The organism is Viridibacillus arenosi, assembly GCF_001955655.1.
Classification (GTDB): domain Bacteria; phylum Bacillota; class Bacilli; order Bacillales_A; family Planococcaceae; genus Viridibacillus; species Viridibacillus arenosi.
In genome coordinates, this window is record NZ_MSPW01000006.1 from 204,156 (window position 1) to 220,230 (window position 16,075).

General features: G+C 35.8%; 21 protein-coding genes. 10 read left to right on the plus strand and 11 right to left on the minus strand.

All coding sequences use genetic code 11. From position 1 onward, the window contains the following. The first annotated feature begins 49 nt into the window (after positions 1–49). Together BK137_RS13125 and BK137_RS13130 are read left to right on the plus strand one after the other, a co-directional pair. On the plus strand, positions 50–502 hold the full coding sequence (locus BK137_RS13125; RefSeq protein ID WP_038188584.1) for a DUF86 domain-containing protein: 453 nt from the start codon (positions 50–52) through the stop codon (positions 500–502). Continuing rightward, positions 499–1,263, plus strand: a complete 765-nt coding sequence (locus tag BK137_RS13130; RefSeq protein WP_038188581.1) for a TIGR01457 family HAD-type hydrolase — start codon at positions 499–501, stop codon at positions 1,261–1,263. The genes BK137_RS13125 and BK137_RS13130 overlap by 4 nt, the downstream gene beginning before the upstream one ends. Before the next feature lie 52 nt (positions 1,264–1,315). Here BK137_RS13130 and BK137_RS13135 read toward each other — a convergent pair whose 3' ends face one another. After that, positions 1,316–1,552 carry a YuzB family protein gene (locus BK137_RS13135; RefSeq protein ID WP_038188577.1) on the minus strand — a complete coding sequence of 79 codons (237 nt, stop codon included), beginning with the start codon at positions 1,550–1,552 and terminating at the stop codon, positions 1,316–1,318. A 155-nt stretch (positions 1,553–1,707) separates the two neighbouring features. Here BK137_RS13135 and BK137_RS13140 point away from each other — a divergent pair, with 155 nt between their 5' ends. Further along, the gene (locus tag BK137_RS13140; RefSeq protein ID WP_038188575.1) at positions 1,708–2,775 is read left to right on the plus strand and encodes an NAD(P)/FAD-dependent oxidoreductase; all 1,068 of its coding nucleotides are present in this window, start codon (positions 1,708–1,710) and stop codon (positions 2,773–2,775) included. A 61-nt stretch (positions 2,776–2,836) separates the two neighbouring features. On the opposite strand, the gene BK137_RS13145 is transcribed toward BK137_RS13140, so the two are convergent. Then, positions 2,837–3,169: a YuzD family protein gene (locus tag BK137_RS13145; RefSeq protein ID WP_038188572.1), complete on the minus strand. Its 333-nt coding sequence runs from the start codon at positions 3,167–3,169 to the stop codon at positions 2,837–2,839. 327 nt (positions 3,170–3,496) lie between these two features. On the opposite strand from BK137_RS13145, the gene BK137_RS13150 reads away from it, so the two are divergent. Next, positions 3,497–3,718, plus strand: a complete 222-nt coding sequence (locus tag BK137_RS13150) for a NifU family protein (RefSeq protein ID WP_038188571.1) — start codon at positions 3,497–3,499, stop codon at positions 3,716–3,718. Between the two features lie 83 nt (positions 3,719–3,801). Here the strand turns inward: BK137_RS13150 and BK137_RS13155 are convergent, their stop codons facing one another. After that, a complete protein-coding gene (locus tag BK137_RS13155) occupies positions 3,802–4,503 on the minus strand; it encodes a DUF2225 domain-containing protein (RefSeq protein ID WP_038188568.1) in 702 nt (233 codons plus the stop codon). 144 nt (positions 4,504–4,647) lie between these two features. On the opposite strand from BK137_RS13155, the gene BK137_RS13160 reads away from it, so the two are divergent. The 4 genes from BK137_RS13160 (at position 4,648) to BK137_RS13175 (ending at position 7,623) form a co-directional block, all read left to right on the plus strand. Beyond that, positions 4,648–5,010: a HesB/IscA family protein gene (locus BK137_RS13160; RefSeq protein ID WP_038188565.1), complete on the plus strand. Its 363-nt coding sequence runs from the start codon at positions 4,648–4,650 to the stop codon at positions 5,008–5,010. 404 nt (positions 5,011–5,414) lie between these two features. Continuing rightward, a complete protein-coding gene (locus BK137_RS13165) occupies positions 5,415–6,632 on the plus strand; it encodes an NAD(P)/FAD-dependent oxidoreductase (RefSeq protein ID WP_038188562.1) in 1,218 nt (405 codons plus the stop codon). A gap of 60 nt (positions 6,633–6,692) precedes the next feature. Next, positions 6,693–7,190: an NUDIX domain-containing protein gene (locus BK137_RS13170; protein WP_038188549.1), complete on the plus strand. Its 498-nt coding sequence runs from the start codon at positions 6,693–6,695 to the stop codon at positions 7,188–7,190. A 103-nt stretch (positions 7,191–7,293) separates the two neighbouring features. Continuing rightward, positions 7,294–7,623, plus strand: a complete 330-nt coding sequence (locus BK137_RS13175) for a YuiB family protein (protein ID WP_038188547.1) — start codon at positions 7,294–7,296, stop codon at positions 7,621–7,623. A 66-nt stretch (positions 7,624–7,689) separates the two neighbouring features. On the opposite strand, the gene BK137_RS13180 is transcribed toward BK137_RS13175, so the two are convergent. Beyond that, a complete protein-coding gene (locus BK137_RS13180) occupies positions 7,690–8,163 on the minus strand; it encodes a divergent PAP2 family protein (protein ID WP_038188535.1) in 474 nt (157 codons plus the stop codon). 155 nt (positions 8,164–8,318) lie between these two features. On the opposite strand from BK137_RS13180, the gene BK137_RS13185 reads away from it, so the two are divergent. Both BK137_RS13185 and BK137_RS22315 read left to right on the plus strand, forming a co-directional pair. Continuing rightward, on the plus strand, positions 8,319–9,827 hold the full coding sequence (locus BK137_RS13185; protein ID WP_038188532.1) for a leucyl aminopeptidase: 1,509 nt from the start codon (positions 8,319–8,321) through the stop codon (positions 9,825–9,827). A gap of 67 nt (positions 9,828–9,894) precedes the next feature. Continuing rightward, entirely contained in the window at positions 9,895–10,128 is a 234-nt protein-coding gene (locus BK137_RS22315; protein WP_051448801.1) for a hypothetical protein, read from the plus strand. Positions 10,129–10,172: 44 nt separating this feature from the next. Here the strand turns inward: BK137_RS22315 and mnhG are convergent, their stop codons facing one another. The 7 genes from mnhG to BK137_RS13225 are packed head-to-tail and all read right to left on the minus strand — an operon-like array spanning position 10,173 to position 15,942. Then, positions 10,173–10,550 carry a monovalent cation/H(+) antiporter subunit G gene (gene mnhG / locus BK137_RS13195; RefSeq protein WP_038188527.1) on the minus strand — a complete coding sequence of 126 codons (378 nt, stop codon included), beginning with the start codon at positions 10,548–10,550 and terminating at the stop codon, positions 10,173–10,175. Beyond that, complete coding sequence (locus tag BK137_RS13200; RefSeq protein ID WP_038188525.1) at positions 10,534–10,815, minus strand: Na(+)/H(+) antiporter subunit F1; 282 nt, start codon at positions 10,813–10,815, stop codon at positions 10,534–10,536. Before BK137_RS13200 ends, mnhG begins: the two co-directional genes overlap by 17 nt. After that, positions 10,812–11,291, minus strand: coding sequence for a Na+/H+ antiporter subunit E (locus BK137_RS13205; RefSeq protein ID WP_038188523.1), 480 nt, complete (start codon positions 11,289–11,291; stop codon positions 10,812–10,814). Before BK137_RS13205 ends, BK137_RS13200 begins: the two co-directional genes overlap by 4 nt. Before the next feature lie 6 nt (positions 11,292–11,297). Continuing rightward, on the minus strand, positions 11,298–12,782 hold the full coding sequence (locus tag BK137_RS13210; RefSeq protein WP_038189109.1) for a Na+/H+ antiporter subunit D: 1,485 nt from the start codon (positions 12,780–12,782) through the stop codon (positions 11,298–11,300). Continuing rightward, complete coding sequence (locus BK137_RS13215; RefSeq protein ID WP_038188520.1) at positions 12,775–13,119, minus strand: Na(+)/H(+) antiporter subunit C; 345 nt, start codon at positions 13,117–13,119, stop codon at positions 12,775–12,777. Before BK137_RS13215 ends, BK137_RS13210 begins: the two co-directional genes overlap by 8 nt. Further along, positions 13,119–13,541: a Na(+)/H(+) antiporter subunit B gene (locus BK137_RS13220; protein WP_038188517.1), complete on the minus strand. Its 423-nt coding sequence runs from the start codon at positions 13,539–13,541 to the stop codon at positions 13,119–13,121. The genes BK137_RS13215 and BK137_RS13220 overlap by 1 nt, the downstream gene beginning before the upstream one ends. Then, entirely contained in the window at positions 13,528–15,942 is a 2,415-nt protein-coding gene (locus tag BK137_RS13225) for a Na+/H+ antiporter subunit A (protein WP_038188514.1), read from the minus strand. Before BK137_RS13225 ends, BK137_RS13220 begins: the two co-directional genes overlap by 14 nt. Positions 15,943–16,075 lie beyond the last annotated feature (133 nt).

The following is a 16,075-nucleotide window of genomic DNA, read 5'->3' on the forward strand; positions in this document are numbered from 1 at the left end:
TAGAAAGGAGTAGACTATCAACTTTTATAATTTGAATGGAGGAAGTACTGTGTATTTCGTTGATCGTAAAAAAATAATAAAAAATCTTGAATATATGAATTCATTAATAGTGGTTTTTGAAGGCCAAAAAGACTGGTTATCAGATGATATCCGTAAATTGGCTGTGGAGCGTATTGCGAATACATTAATCGAAGCAATAATTGATGTGGGTAACTCTATGATTGATGGTTTTATTATGCGTGATCCTGGAAGTTATGAAGATATAATTGATATTTTAGTCGATGAAAAAGTCATTACACCTGAGATGGATCAACCATTAAAAGAGCTAATTGGATTAAGACGCGCACTTGTGCGTGATATTTTAGAAGTAAATGATGAAGAGTTAGTAGTTGTATTAAATAATAATATGGATGCTATTAAAGCATTTGCACCAAAAGTAGAGCATTATTTAGTGAATGAGCTAGGTCCAGTATCTGCGTTCATTCCAGAGGAACAAAAATGAAATCATACAAAGCCTATTGTTTCGATTTAGATGGGACTGTGTATAAGGGAACTGAACCTATTCCTACTGCTGTAGCTTTTATACATGCATTACAAAAGAAAGGAATTGAGCCTTTCTATATCACCAATAATGCACGTATGACGCAAAAACAAGTACAGCAGAAATTACTGAAAATGGGGATATGTGCACCTGAAGCGCATATTTTAACTTCAGCTATCGCAACTGCAAAATATATCAGCAATCAATATCCAAATGCAACAGTGCAAATGATAGGTGGAGTTGGATTAAGAGAAGCTCTTCTTGCTGAAAATATAAGGTTCACTTCTGAACAACCGGATGTGTTAGTGCAAGGTATTGATCTGGAATTAAATTATTCTAAAATAGAAAATGCTTGCTATGCTATTCAAAATGGTGCAGATTTTGTAGCGACCAATGGTGATGTTAAATTTCCAAGTGAAAAAGGCTTTGCACCAGGAAATGGATCGATTGCGGAGCTAATTCATAATGTGACAGGTGTGGAACCTACGTATATCGGAAAACCACATCCTCATATGCTAGCAATTTTACAGCAGATGAATGGGTTTGAAAAAGAAGATATGCTTATGATTGGTGATAATTATGATACGGATATATTAGCAGGTATCGGCTTTGGTATAGATACATTACATGTGAATACTGGAGTAACACCTACTGAATCTGTGTTGAAAAAGGATATCCAACCAACTTACAGCATTAATAGTTTACTCGATTGGCAATTGTAAAATAAAAGTCGCAAACTATGTTGTTCATTCACATAGCTTGCGACTTTTTTGGTTAAAATAAAGGATTCTCTTCAATAAATTGATAGACTTTTTTTGTTAATTCTTCCGGCGTTTCAGCTTCAACCATTTCGCCGTTTACTAGAGCATATAAAGAATTAGAGCATTTAGTACAATAGCTTAAACAGCCATATTCTAAAACATCTATATTAGGATCCATTTCTAGCACTTCAAATGTATCTTGGGAGCCATTTGCTAAATTACTAACACAAAACTCAACAAGCGGATTCATATGCGCTTCACCTCACTACTCGAAATGCTACTATTTTTTTTTTCATTCGTCAATTTTCGAGTCTATATTGTGAAACTTCTCACAATCGTTTATACTCTTAGTGGACAGTTTTGAAATGAAACGGTATGTAATATTGTAAGAAGAAGGAGATTACTATGAGAAAATTAGTCTTATTAGGCGGTGGCTACGGTAATATGCGTATTCTTTTGCGTTTATTACCAAATAATTTACCAGAAGATGTACAAATCACTCTAGTAGACCGTGCACCATTCCATAGCTTGAAAACCGATTTTTATGCTTTAGCTGCAGGTACAACACCTGAGAAACATATTCGTGTAAGTTTCCCTGAAAATGAGCGGTTATCGATCGTTTATGGCGAAATTGAAAAAATTGATACAGTTAACAAAGCTGTACTATTAGAAGGTGGTAATAGCGTAGCGTATGATGATTTAGTTATTGGTCTAGGTTGTGAAGATAAGTATCACGGTGTACCTGGTGCGGATGAATTCTCGTACAGCATCCAAACAATGGCTAAATCACGTGAAGCTTATAACGCTCTTTGTGGCCTTCCATCTGGTTCTGTCGTAGGAATCGTTGGTGCAGGATTAAGTGGTATTGAATTGGCAAGTGAATTACGAGAAAGTCGTGCAGATCTTAAAATTAAATTATTTGATCGTGGCTCTCGTATTCTAAAAGATTTCCCAGAACGTTTAAGTAACTATGTTAAAAAGTGGTTCGATAATAATGATGTTGAAGTTATTGCGAACTCGAATATTACAAAAGTAGAACAACATATGCTACATAATCATGAAGAGCAGATTCCAGTAGATGCAGTTGTTTGGACAGCGGGTATTCAACCAGTTAAGGTAGTCCGTGACTTAGGTCTAGAATCTGATCGAACTGGTCGAGTAGTTATAACTCAATATATGAATATACCAAATGATGAACATGTCTATGTGGTTGGAGACTGCGCAGCTTCACAATTTGGTCCGAGTGCACAGTTAGCTGAAGAGCAAGCTGAACATATTGTTCGTATATTAAAATTGCGTTGGAAAAATGAAGCACTTCCGGAGAAAATGCCAGAAATTAAGCTAAAAGGCTTTATGGGTTCTTTAGGAAAGAAACAAGGCTTCGTCTATTTAGCAGATAAGACTGTAACAGGTCGAATTGCTCGCTTGATGAAATCAGGCTTGCTGTGGATGTACAAACGTCAAAATGGTTAAAAAAAAGCTGTCTCACGTACAATGATGAAACATTGTACAGTGAGACAGCTTTTTATTATATTTATTTATCGATTGGTTCAAAACCTAATTTCTCAAGCTCCTTAAAAACAGGCTTTAACTGAATGTAGCCTTCTCCAATAATTTCATTATTAATTAATACTAATGGATAGAAAAACTCATCATCTCTTACTCGTTCTGCCCATTGTTTATGGCGTTCATTTTCAATAGGATTTTCTATATCAATATATGTGATTTGATAAGGTTGTTCCGGATATTTGCGATCTATTGCAGCTTGTAACCACTCATAAGTATCCTTGGAAGACGGTGCATTAACACAGCTTGCACACATGACACTAGCCCCGTATATTTCGATTGCAATTGTCTTTTCTGTCACTTACAATTCATCCTCTCGTTTACAATACTAAAATTTTTCCATATGTACTCACATATAAATATAAAGATAAACAGTAAGATTGTCACTTACAATTTTAAACATAAAAATTAGCTATTATTAAAAAACACTGAAATCGCTCGGTAGATTAGACGAGAAAAATAGTTAAATAATTATATAGAACAAAACTATAAAAGATGAGGGATAGAATAGCATTTTTGGAGTGGATAGTAATTATAATATTGTTATACCATTAATTGAGCATTTTAATTACTTTCCTTTGTGTTCGTCTGATATTATAATAATTATAAGGAAAGGAGTCGATTGAAAATGCAAGAACAAGTACAAGAAGTTTTAGATAAATTACGCCCATTCCTTCTTCGTGATGGAGGAGACTGTGAATTAGTTGATATAGAAGATGGTATCGTAAAATTACGTTTACTAGGCGCATGCGGAAGCTGCCCAAGTTCTACAATCACTTTAAAAGCAGGGATTGAACGTGCGTTATTAGAAGAAGTACCAGGTGTTATTGAGGTAGAACAAGTATTCTAAACAACAACCGTATAGAGAAAAAAAAGAGCCAGTTTTTATAAGGCTCTTTTTTTCTTATAGATAAGTGTAAATTACAAAAGGAATCATAGAACTTTGGTGCGTTCAGTCATTTCATTTTCAAGTCTCATTGTTTGCCATTGTTCCTTGGCCATTTCAATAATTTTCGTTTCATTTGAACTACGTTGCTTTTCTATTACACGAGAGAAGTAGCGAATGGCTTCTTCGCGTTCTCCTAATCTTCTCGATAATTCGGCTATTAAGTAGATAACACGAACTTCCGACATAGAAGTACCGTTATGATCGCCATTGGAGAAAGCATCTATATATTGATTTCGAGCAATAAGCATAAATCGATTTTCTAGCTCTTTGTTATCAAGCGTACGGTATAGCCAAGCTGTTCTTAATGCAAGTCCCGCTAGTGTAATATGCTTTTCTTTTTTTATATGTCCACAAACTAGTGCTAATTTATATACTTGAAGTGCATCATCTATAGTTCGTTCTTTATCAAATGAATGTTTTTTCCAATGCAAGCTGATTTTTTGATCGATCTCTTCTGATATGCCTGGTCCAAAATATTTTGTAAAGTCTTCCGTGAAAGAAAATCCACAGTGCTCACATACAAATGCATTATATAAAAGAGGGTTAAAATCATTTTCGTATAACGGATGAAAATCACTTTCATTATTACTAACCTTAATAAATTTTGATCGCACTTTTATTGTTTTAAATTTCTTTTTACAATGAATGCAGTCTATTTGCTTCTCGTAATAAGGTGAAATTTCCATAATGTAGTCCTCATTCCCTATTTGTATATATGAATCAATTATACCAGATGAAAGGCCTTTAGATGTGTCAAATTTCCGAGTATGAGATGTTTTACTCCAACATAAATTATTGTTATGATAGAAACATGAAAGAAGGTGACACAGATGACGCAAGTAATTGAAATTACTGAAGCTGCTGCTATCCATGTAAAAGAAATGATGCAGCACAATGAAGAAGAAGGCTCTTTTTTACGCATTGCTGTAAAAGGTGGCGGCTGTAGTGGTCTGTCATACGGTATGGGATTCGAAAACGAAAAGGCAGAAAATGATTTTATACAAGAAGAACATGGTTTACAAATTCTTGTTTCCAGTGAAGATGCACCAATCTTAAAAGGAACTAAAATCGATTATAAAGAATCACTAATGGGTGGCGGGTTTACAATTGATAATCCAAATGCTATCGCATCATGTGGTTGTGGAACTTCGTTTAGAACAGCCAAAACAGAAGGTACTCCTGAAAGTTGTTAATCTAAAAACTATATAAAAAAACCTTCTCATTTCGATAACTTTGAGAAGGTTTTTATTTTTTTATGGATACTTTATTTTTTTAGGGGAATAAATAAACTAATATTTAGCATCTAATTAGTTGCTTGTGAACGAATATTATGCATGTATTTATCATAATGATAAATTGACAAAAATTAATAAATTATACTAAAAGGGATAAATAGAAAAAAAACAACCCTGAAATAGTAACTTAATTAGCTCGTTTTTTCAACATTACTCTATTGAAATCAGTTAACAAAAGGTCTAATATAGTATGTAGGTATTTTGTCGAAAAATAGACACACTGATGGTAGAGATGAAGTATGTAAAATACTTCTTTTTTATTGGTCAGAGAATATAAAATTTTAAAGGTGGTTTCGATTCTAGTGAATAGACCGAAAATATTAATATTGGGTGCAGGATATGGTGGCTTAACAACAGCTGTTAACTTGCAAAAGAAAATTGGTTCTAATGTAGCCGATATTACAATTGTAAACAAAAACTCATACCACTATGAGTCAACTTGGTTACACGAAGCTTCAGCAGGAACTCTATCTCCAGAGAAAGTACGTTATGACATTCAAAGTGTGTTAAATAACAAAGTTAACTTTGTACAAGCAGCTGTTGAATCTATTGACGCTACAAATAAAAAAGTAATTACTGATGCTGGTGAAATGTCATACGATTACCTAGTAGTAGGTCTTGGTTTTGAAGGTGAGACTTTTGGTATCGAAGGTTTAGATAAATTTGCATTCGGTATTTCTGATGTAAACGAAGCTCGTAAACTTCGCGATCATATTAACTCTCAGTTCGCTGAATGGGCATCACAAGCTCCTGCTGAAAAAGATGATACCTTATTAACAATCGTAGTTGGTGGCGCAGGATTTACAGGTATCGAATTCCTTGGTGAATTAGCTAACCGTATTCCAGAGCTTTGCAAAGAATATGATGCACCGCAAGAAAAAGTACGAGTTGTCTGTGTAGAAGCAGCTCCAACTGTATTACCTATGTTCTCTCGTGAATTAGTAGAATACGCTGTTGGTTATCTAACTAAAAAAGGTATCGAATTCTCAATCGGTACTCCAGTAGTTCAAGCTACTCCTGAAGGCGTTAAAATTAAAAAAGGCGAAGAAGAATTCGAATTCATCAAAGCTGGTACTGTAGTATGGGCTGCCGGTGTTCGTGGTTCTCGCATTGTTGAAGAATCAGATATCCCATCTAAACGTGCTCGCGTTGCAGTTGATAAAGACTTACGTGTACCTGGATTCCCTGAAGTATTCATCGTTGGTGACTGTGCATTCTTAATGAATGAAGAAGCTGGTCGTCCTTACCCAACAACAGCTCAAATCGCTATGCAACAAGCAATCACTGTTGCTGAAAACCTTATTGCTTTAATCGAAGGCAAAGACACTAAAGAATTCGTACCAGCACTTAAAGGTACTGTATGTTCTCTAGGTGATTCTGATGCAATCGGTGAAGTTTTCGGTAAAGAAATCACAGGTAAATCGGCTTCATTCATGAAAAAAGTAATCGATAACCGTGCACTTTACATGGTTGGTGGCGCTGGCTTAGTTCTTAAAAAAGGTAAATTTAACGTACTATAATTATACCTTTCACACTCCCTTCAGTTATTATAACTGTAGGGAGTTTTTTATTGGGAGGTAATGTCATTGAATAAACAAGACCGTATGAAAGTTTGGTTAGGTGTATCAGGTTTAGTAGAGAATAATAATGGTGAATGGCTTGTAGTGATGAAGCGCTATGGTGGTCTTGATGGTAAATGGTCATTACCTGCTGGTTTTGTACAGCCAGCTGAAACTGCAGATCAAGCTGTAATTAGAGAAATAAAAGAAGAAACAGGAATTGACGCTACCATTCTAGGCTTAATTGGTTTGCGGACAGGGGTACTAAAAAATGATATAAGTGATAATTTAGCCGTTTTTCATTTAATAGCGAATGATCCATTACAGCCAGTTGTTGCACAATTAGAGGAATTATATGAGGCATGTTGGATGTCTCCATTAGCTTTAAAAGAGGACGAGCGTACGTCGTTAATGATACTAGAGTTATTAAAAACAGAAATTAATGCTCGTAAAAGTGCATTAGATAATTTAGAGCCAGATAATATATTTGGCTATACCGCATATAAATTGTTTTTCTAGTAATATTTGAATTATGACAAAGCTTTGAAATTACTTACTAGTCGTTGAAAGCATTGTTCCAATCATGTACACTTATGAGAGGAAAAATGGAGGTTTCGAATATATGGCTGGTTCATTTTCAATTGTACAATTGGTATTATCAATGATATTATTCCTCGTTATGTTCTTTGGTATCGGGTTCTTAATCAATATGTTACTCCGTGCTACTTGGTTCATGGCGATTGTCTACCCAATAGTAGTCATCTTCATTGTTGATGAAGTGGGTTTTTTCGATTATTTCTTTAAGCCAGGAACGGCATTCCCGGCATTAGGGGATAAACTAGTATCATTACAATTAGTTGATATTCTTATTCTAGCAAGTGGACTTGCAGGCGCTATTATTGCAGGTTTAGTAATGAAAGCACTACGAAGAAATGGCTATCGTATGTTCTAACTTGAATATTCGATTCACAAAAAAAGCAGTGTCACGATTTTATATCGGACACTGCTTTTTTACATTTTAAAAGATTGTATAGACGAAAACTGAAATGAGTATGCCAGTTAAACTTCCGAAGAATACTTCGCTTGGTCTATGACCTAGTAGTGTTTTTAGCTCTTGCATTTTCTCTTCTTCTTTTTTGTTTATCCAGCCTTTCGCTTCATTGACGAAGACTTGGAAATCTTTGCGCAGTTGATTAATAATGACTGCTTGTTGTCCTGCTTGATAACGTATTCCAGTTGCATCAAACATAACGATTATAGCAAATACCGTGGAAGCAGCAAACAAAGGTGAATCCACACCACTTTCAAAGCCAATAGCTGTTGTAAGGGCTGATACAGCCGCAGAATGTGAGCTTGGCATGCCGCCAGTAGATGTGAAAAGTGACCAATCGATTTTCTTAGTTGCAATGAAATGAATAGGAATTTTAACAAATTGTGCAAAGATAATTGCAAAAAGTGAGGAGAGCAGGGGAATATTGTGAAGAAGCTCCATTAAATCAGCACCTTTCTAGCCTAAAATAAGTTAGTAATACTATAACATAGGACAGAACATTGAAAAAACTCTAAGGAAATTCGGAATCCGAACATTTCGTATGATGTAATATTTTTGATATAATAGAATTGATAATATAGGAATGGAGGATTCGAATGAACATTATTAAAGAAAGTCAAACATTTCAATCTGCACAAGCAGATATATTAATTGTTGGTGTATCTAAAAATCAAGAACAGTTAGTAGGGTGGGGAGATTTCGTAGAAGTCTTTGGAAATCCAATTACAGAATGGATTAAAGAAGGGGATATTGCTACGGATCTAAAAAAACTAACGAAAATCCCATGCTTTATACCATCAACTCAAGTGAAGCGTATACTATTTGTTGGACTTGGAGACCGCAAAATGCTAAGCACAGATGAATTACGCGAATCATTAGGCTTAGTTGGAAAAGAACTACATAAACTAAATGTTAAAACAGTTTCAATATGGTTAGATTCATTTGTAACTGCTGACATTGACCCGACTGAAGTATCAATTATTGCAGCTGAAGGCACGGGCTTAGGTTATTATAACGTACAAAATTACAAAACGACGTCTAATGCAATTGATGTGAAAATAGAAGAAGTCAGTTTCATTACGACAGCAGATACGCAAGAAATAGTGGCTGGTTTTGAAGTAGGACAAATATATGCTGAAGCTGTAAATGAAGCACGTACTTTAGTGAACTTACCAGGTAATATATTAACTTCCGCAAAATTAGCAGATTATGCGGAAGAACTTGCTAAACAATATGATTTCGAAATTGAAATTTTAAACAAAGTTCAATTAGAAGAGCTAGGAATGGGTGCTATTTTAGCTGTCAATAAAGGTTCAGTAGAAGAACCGCGTGTTATTACGATTAAATACCAAGCAACCGAGAAATGGGAAGATGTCATTGGACTAGTTGGTAAAGGTGTTACATTTGATACAGGTGGCTATTCTATTAAAACTAAAACGGGACTAGTTGGTATGAAAGGCGATATGGGTGGAGCTGCTGCTGTACTTGGCGCAATGAAAATAATTGGCGAATTACGTCCAAACAAAAACGTCATCGCTGTTATTGGTTCAACAGACAATATGATCTCAGGTGAAGCTTTTAAACCAGATGATGTTATTACAACATATAGTGGGAAAACTGTAGAGATATTAAACACTGATGCGGAAGGTCGTCTCGTATTAGCAGATGCTGTAACTTATGCAAAACAACAAGGTGCAAACTATATCATCGATGTGGCCACATTAACAGGAGGCGTCATTACAGCTCTAGGTTATGATAAAACTGGTGCTTTAACAAATGATGAGACATTATTTGAAACATTCCTTGAAGCTGCTGAAGAATCAGGAGAATTCGTATGGCGTTTACCTTTAACAGAAAACGATAAGAAACGAATTCGTAAAAGTGATGTAGCAGATTTAAATAACTCTCCTGGTTCTGATGGGCATATGATTTTCGGAGGAGGATTTGTAGGAGAATTCGTTGGTGATATACCTTGGATTCATTTAGATATAGCTGGAACTTCAGATGCTCATGGTGCACATGATTTAGGACCTAAAGGTGGCACTGGCGTAATGGTGCGTACTCTGGCAACATTTATCGAGCGTTTAGCAGAGGAAGATATATAGTGAAATAGGCCAAGACCTAGCTGTTCTTTTCTATGATACATAGGATAGAAAAGAAAGGAGGAGGCTTATGTTTCCATTTCGCGGCGGATTTTTCGGCGGACCATTCTTTGGTGGTTTTCTTGGTGGTTTAGTTGGATCATCCATTAGACCACATCAACATTACAATCGTTTTTATGGACCAAACTATGGACCAAACTTTGGGCCAAATTATGGACCAAATTACGGACCGAATTTTGGACCGAACTTCGGGCCACAATGCGGACCACCGTTTGGACCTCCATGTGGTAGACCTTACTGGTAAAATAAAAGCTTTTGTCCCATTTGTATGGAGACAAAAGCCTTTTTTCATTCTTTTTCTTTTATAGAAGCTTCTTTCATTTTGCGTTCATATTCTGGTTTTAATTCATCCTTTACAGTACCTTTCCATGCTTTTACACCTGAAAAGTATGCTGCACGGGCTATAACATGGCCACCAACAGGACCTGTGATGAACAAAAATAAAATACCGAGTAAAATACGAGGATTAAAATGATCTTCTATTAACCAAAAGTGTAAGAATACGCCGATTAAAATACTCATAACACCTAATGTAGCACTCTTAGAAGCCGCATGAGACCGCGAATATACATCAGGTAGTCTAATTAGGCCAATCGCTGTAACCATGATAAATATCGCTCCAAAAGAGATTGTTAAAACGATTAATATATTAGCGAGAATTGTCACGTTCTATGATCTCTCCTTTCTCTATAAACTTAGAGAAAGCTACAGTACCGATAAAAGATAGAATCGCTAACAGTAAAATAATATCTAAATAGAAACTTGTTTTGATGAAAATGGAAAATAGGCCAACTAGAGATATGATAGAAACACCTATTGAGTCAAGTGCTATCACACGATCTGGAACAGAAGGCCCTTTCACAAGGCGGTAAACTATACCGACTAGTGATAGTGTCACAATGACAATAATAGCCCAAATAAAGTACGTCATGAACGACTCACCTCCAGGATGGCCTTTTCAAAGGAATTTTTGATAGAGTCAACTGCTGAATCAACATCATCAATATCAATTGCATGTATATAAAGTGTTTTTGAATCATCCGACAGATGGACAACGATCGTGCCAGGAGTCAAAGTTATCAAACTGGATAACAACGTAATTTCCCAGTCTTGTTCTAGTTCAGTTTGCATAGCGAAAAATGCTGGATTCATATCAAGCTTAGGCTTAATGATAACCATAAATACTTGGAAATTAGCGAGTATCAGCTCTTTCATAAACAGAACTACCAGTTTAATTACTGCCCAAAATCGACTAATATATAGACGACTAGTGAAGAAATTTCGCATAATATAAATCATGATCATACCTAAGATGAAACCTACTACAAAGTTACTTGAAGCGAAGTTAGTAGACAAGAACATCCATATAAATGCGATAAAGAAGTTTAATAAGATTTGAAATGCCATCGTCATCTACTCCTTTAACACGGCATCTGTATACACAGATGGATTATTTAATATATTTCCTGCATCTTGCATAAATGGTGTAATCCACTCTGAACCAACGCCATAAAATACCGTCAGCACTACTAGAATAACAGTGGGGATAAACATCATTCGATAGTAACCTTTTTCCACAGGTTGTAATGGACTTTTCTCTTTGCCCCAAAATGCATAGATGAAAATGCGAATTACAGATAGTAAAACGACTAAGCTGGATAATAAAACCCATAAACTTCCCCATAGATTACCTGCTTCAAAACCTCCACGAACGATTAAAAGTTTACCTATAAAACCGCTTAATGGTGGGATACCAGCAAGTCCAAATGCTGCGATTAAGTAAAACCATCCTAAAGCAGGATGAGTTTTCATAAGACCGCCCATTTTCCGTAAATCTGAGGTACCTGTAACAGCAATGACGATACCAACTAAGAAGAATAGTGCTGCTTTAATTAGCATGTCATGGATCAAATAAAACATTGCGCCCATTAAAGAATTGTCATTCATTTGAGATACCCCAAATAAAATAACACCGACTGCAATAATAATGTTATAAATAATGATTTTCTTTACATCGAAGTATGCTAATGCTCCAATACATCCGGCGAGAATCGTTAGCACTGATAAAATCATTAATAGTTCATGCGTAAAGCCCATATCATGTACGAAGAATAGCGTATATGTACGAGTAATAGCATAAACGCCAACCTTAGTTAATAACGCTCCAAATAGTGCAAGCACAGGAATAGGAGGAGCGGCATATGAAGAAGGTAACCAGAAAAACAGTGGGAAAATGGCTGCTTTTAATCCAAATACAATTAAGAATAAAACAGCAATGACGGTAATAATACCGGGTTGCTGAATGTCTGCAATTTTCACAGCGATATCAGCCATATTTAGCGTGCCTACAACCGAATATAGATAAGCTACTGTAATAACAAAAATAGCAGATGAAATTACATTGACTAAAATATACTTAATGGACTCTCGTAATTGTGCCTTTTCGCCACCAAGAACGATTAACAGGTATGATGACATTAACAACACTTCGAAGAAAACGAATAGGTTGAAGATATCACCTGTAGTAAAGGCACCATTCACACCGGTCAGCATAAATAAAATACCTGGGTAGTAGAAGTACGATTCACGTTCTTTACCTATAGCTGCAATGCTATACCATACAGTAAAGAAAGCAAGTATAACAGATGTTAGAACTAGCAATGCAGATACCATATCTGAAACCATCGTAATCCCAAATGGAACAGGCCAGTCCCCAAATGTTACAACTTGCGGGCCTTCGTTTTTCACTTTAAATAACAATACAATAGCAGCAACTACAGCAATTGATAAACCTGTCATTGCTCCAGTTCGTTGAAAACGAATATTTTTTGGTGCAAACATCAACAACATTCCAAAGAAGAACGGGATGATGATTGGCAACAATAGGAAATTACTCATCATCTTCATCAGTTCCTCTCATTAAATTCATATCATCCGTGCCAAGCTCTTGATAAGCTCTATAAGCTAGTACTAAGAAGAAAGCAGTAACACCAAAGCTAATAACAATTGCTGTTAAGATTAACGCTTGTGGGATGGCATCAGCCATATTTGTAACGCCTTCTGATAACACTGGAGGTGCACTGCCGCCTAAACCACCCATTGTTAAAATAAGTAGGTGAGCACCGTGGCTAAGAAGGCCAGTACCAATAATAATGCGAAGTAAACTTTTAGATAGCATTAAGTAGACAGCTGCCATGAATAGAAAACCAATGGCAATGGCCATTATGACTTCCATCAATCATCCCCTCCAATCGATTGAATGATTGTTAACGTAACACCAACAACTACTAGATAAACACCTGTATCAAAAAGCATTGCAGTATGCAATTCAGTATCACCAATTAACGGTAGATAGAAATGGTCAAAATAATGCTTGAAGAAAGGTTTACCCAAAAACATACCTATAGAAGCAGTTCCGAGTGCTAAAACTAAACCACTAGCAGTCATAATTGTATAGTTGATCGGTAATAATTTTTGAACAGTTTTTAAATCATAAACCAACAGTAAAAGTACGATGGCGCTTGAAGTAAGTAAACCTCCAACAAATCCGCCACCAGGTGCAAAGTGACCTGCTAAAAAGACATGAATTGAAAAGAGAAAGATGATAAAAAATACGACATGTGAAGTCGTTTTTAATATGACATCATTTGTTTTCATGCTCATTCTCCTTTCTACTTAGGCGGAGTTTAATCATACCTAAGATAGCCATACCAGCAATAGATAACACCGTAATTTCAAATAATGTATCGAATCCACGGTAGTCTACTAAGATTACGTTTACGATATTACCACCACCGGCTAATGTATTGACGGTTTCTTTGTAATACTCCGTAATAGAAGGTACAAGCTTTTGAGATTGTGCAGACAAAGCAACGAGTGTCACCATTACACCAACACCTAATGAGATGATAAAGTTGTTTAAGCGGAATCGAATCCGCTCTTCATGTCGACTAAGTTTCGGTAAATGATAAAACGCAAGTAAGAATAGTGCTACCGACACCGTTTCAATAACGAGTTGTGTTAAAGCTAAGTCTGGCGCGTTAAAGATAACAAAGAACAGCGCTACTGTATAACCTACGGCTCCTAACGCAATGATGGCTGTTAAGCGTGATTTTGAGAGCAAAACAGTTATAGTGCTAATAATCAGGACGAGAATTAAAATAATCTCATACACATGAATTGGTGCTGTACCCTCCATCGAGAAACTAAAAGCATCTTTTACAAATAAAGTACTAATAGTAATGACAACGATGAAAGAGAACATATAGACTAAGTAATTGCGAATTGAACCAGTCATATATAGTTTTGAAATAAAATTTAAATCCTTATCTAAGAATGTCATGAATCGGTCGTATAAACGATTGAGTGACAACCAATCTGGTGCGATTTTGTATAACTTTTGCCATTTTGGAATCGTTAAGAATAGCAAGAAGCCAACAATGAAAATACCGATTGTCATAAATAACTCAGTATTAAAGCCATGCCAAGCAGAGACATGAATTGGAATAGCACTAGCTGAGTCATATAAGAATGGTTGAATAGCTAGAACAGCTGGTTTTACAAAAACGTCTCCAATTATATTGGGGATAAAGAATATGATTACCACAAGTGCAGCTAAAATTATTGGTGAAATAAGCATACCAATAGGTGCTTCATGGGCTTTTTTCGGTAATAATTCAGGTTTATATTTACCGGTAAATGTTTTGAATACAAAATAGAAGCTATAAACGAATGTAAAGACGCTTGCTATCCAAGCGACGATAGGGAAGATAGTTCCCCATGTATCCATTGCAAAAAGATTAAAATCCTTTATAGCAAGCATAGATGTTAAGAACATTTCTTTACTTAAAAATCCGTTAAATGGTGGAACACCAGCCATTGAGAAACTGCCGATTGCTGCAACTGTAAAGCTGATTGGCATAAGACTCATTAATCCACCGAGCTTGCGAATATCACGTGTACCGGTTTCATGATCAACGATACCTGCAATCATAAATAGACTACCTTTAAATGTCGCGTGATTTATAAGGTGAAAGATAGCTGCAAAGGCAGCAAATTTAAATACAGTATCCTGCGCTTGGTCAACATGGAATGCAACAGCTCCTGCACCAAGCAAAGACATAATTAGTCCTAATTGACTGACAGTTGAAAAAGCTAATATGCCTTTTAAATCTGTTTGCTTTACAGCAAAGAAAGAACCCCAGAATAATGTAAATAAACCGACTCCCATAACTAGCCACACCCAAATTTCTGAGCTAGCATAGATAGGTGTTAAACGTGCTACTAAATAGATACCGGCTTTAACCATCGTCGCAGAGTGAAGATATGCACTAACTGGTGTAGGCGCTTCCATCGCATCAGGTAACCAAATGTAGAATGGGAACTGTGCAGACTTTGTGAATGCCCCTAAAAGAATAAGTACTAGTGATAGGGTGAACCAATCATGTGAAACAAGTGTTGGAGCTTGTGCGATGAGTTCGCGTATAGAGTACGTTTCACCCATAATGGATAAAAGAATGAAACCTCCTAGCATCATGAGGCCACCAAATATAGTAATCATCATCGATTTTAATGCACCAAATCTAGAGCGATCACGGTCATACCAATAGCCGATTAATAAGAAGGAAGAAATAGATGTTAACTCCCAAAATAGATATAAACTAATTAAATGGTCTGATTGTACAACGCCCAGCATGGCACTCATGAACATTAACAAATAGACATAGAAATTATGTAATTGTTCACGTGTACGATCTAAGTAGAAGATAGAATAAAGAACGACTAAGGCACCTATTCCCGTAATCAGAAGCGAAAATAACAGGCTTAAGCCATCAATATAGGAGATAAATGAGATATCAAGTGATGGAACCCAATTGACCTTTGAAACAATGGTTTCTCCATGCATCACTCTCGAAATATAAGAGGCATAAATGGCTGCTAACACAACTGGAACAATTAATACAAACCAGCCAGTATGGATTCCTCTTACCTTCTTAAAAAGAACAGGTATAAAGATTGCAGCGATAATTGGTATGAATATAAATAATACTTGTACCAAATAAATCCTCCTTTCAAAAAAACTTAATATGCAGTCAACAAATCATATTATAGCTCATTATACATACATTTGCATGGCATAATCTTTATTGTTTCCCTTGATAGTAAGGGTATTTGTTCGATATTATAAATAG

Excerpts from the sequence above, each read along its gene's own strand:
- BK137_RS13130 (WP_038188581.1), top strand. The coding sequence starts at position 499 with ATGAAATCATACAAAGCCTATTGTTTCGATTTAGATGGGACTGTGTAT.
- BK137_RS13135 (WP_038188577.1), bottom strand. The coding sequence starts at position 1,552 with ATGAATCCGCTTGTTGAGTTTTGTGTTAGTAATTTAGCAAATGGCTCC.
- BK137_RS13140 (WP_038188575.1), top strand. The coding sequence starts at position 1,708 with ATGAGAAAATTAGTCTTATTAGGCGGTGGCTACGGTAATATGCGTATT.
- BK137_RS13150 (WP_038188571.1), top strand. The coding sequence starts at position 3,497 with ATGCAAGAACAAGTACAAGAAGTTTTAGATAAATTACGCCCATTCCTT.
- BK137_RS13155 (WP_038188568.1), bottom strand. The coding sequence starts at position 4,503 with ATGGAAATTTCACCTTATTACGAGAAGCAAATAGACTGCATTCATTGT.
- BK137_RS13160 (WP_038188565.1), top strand. The coding sequence starts at position 4,648 with ATGACGCAAGTAATTGAAATTACTGAAGCTGCTGCTATCCATGTAAAA.
- BK137_RS13170 (WP_038188549.1), top strand. The coding sequence starts at position 6,693 with ATGTCATTGAATAAACAAGACCGTATGAAAGTTTGGTTAGGTGTATCA.
- BK137_RS13175 (WP_038188547.1), top strand. The coding sequence starts at position 7,294 with ATGGCTGGTTCATTTTCAATTGTACAATTGGTATTATCAATGATATTA.
- BK137_RS13180 (WP_038188535.1), bottom strand. The coding sequence starts at position 8,163 with ATGGAGCTTCTTCACAATATTCCCCTGCTCTCCTCACTTTTTGCAATT.
- BK137_RS13185 (WP_038188532.1), top strand. The coding sequence starts at position 8,319 with ATGAACATTATTAAAGAAAGTCAAACATTTCAATCTGCACAAGCAGAT.
- BK137_RS22315 (WP_051448801.1), top strand. The coding sequence starts at position 9,895 with ATGTTTCCATTTCGCGGCGGATTTTTCGGCGGACCATTCTTTGGTGGT.
- BK137_RS13200 (WP_038188525.1), bottom strand. The coding sequence starts at position 10,815 with ATGACGTACTTTATTTGGGCTATTATTGTCATTGTGACACTATCACTA.
- BK137_RS13205 (WP_038188523.1), bottom strand. The coding sequence starts at position 11,291 with ATGGCATTTCAAATCTTATTAAACTTCTTTATCGCATTTATATGGATG.
- BK137_RS13210 (WP_038189109.1), bottom strand. The coding sequence starts at position 12,782 with ATGAGTAATTTCCTATTGTTGCCAATCATCATCCCGTTCTTCTTTGGA.
- BK137_RS13215 (WP_038188520.1), bottom strand. The coding sequence starts at position 13,119 with ATGGAAGTCATAATGGCCATTGCCATTGGTTTTCTATTCATGGCAGCT.
- BK137_RS13220 (WP_038188517.1), bottom strand. The coding sequence starts at position 13,541 with ATGAAAACAAATGATGTCATATTAAAAACGACTTCACATGTCGTATTT.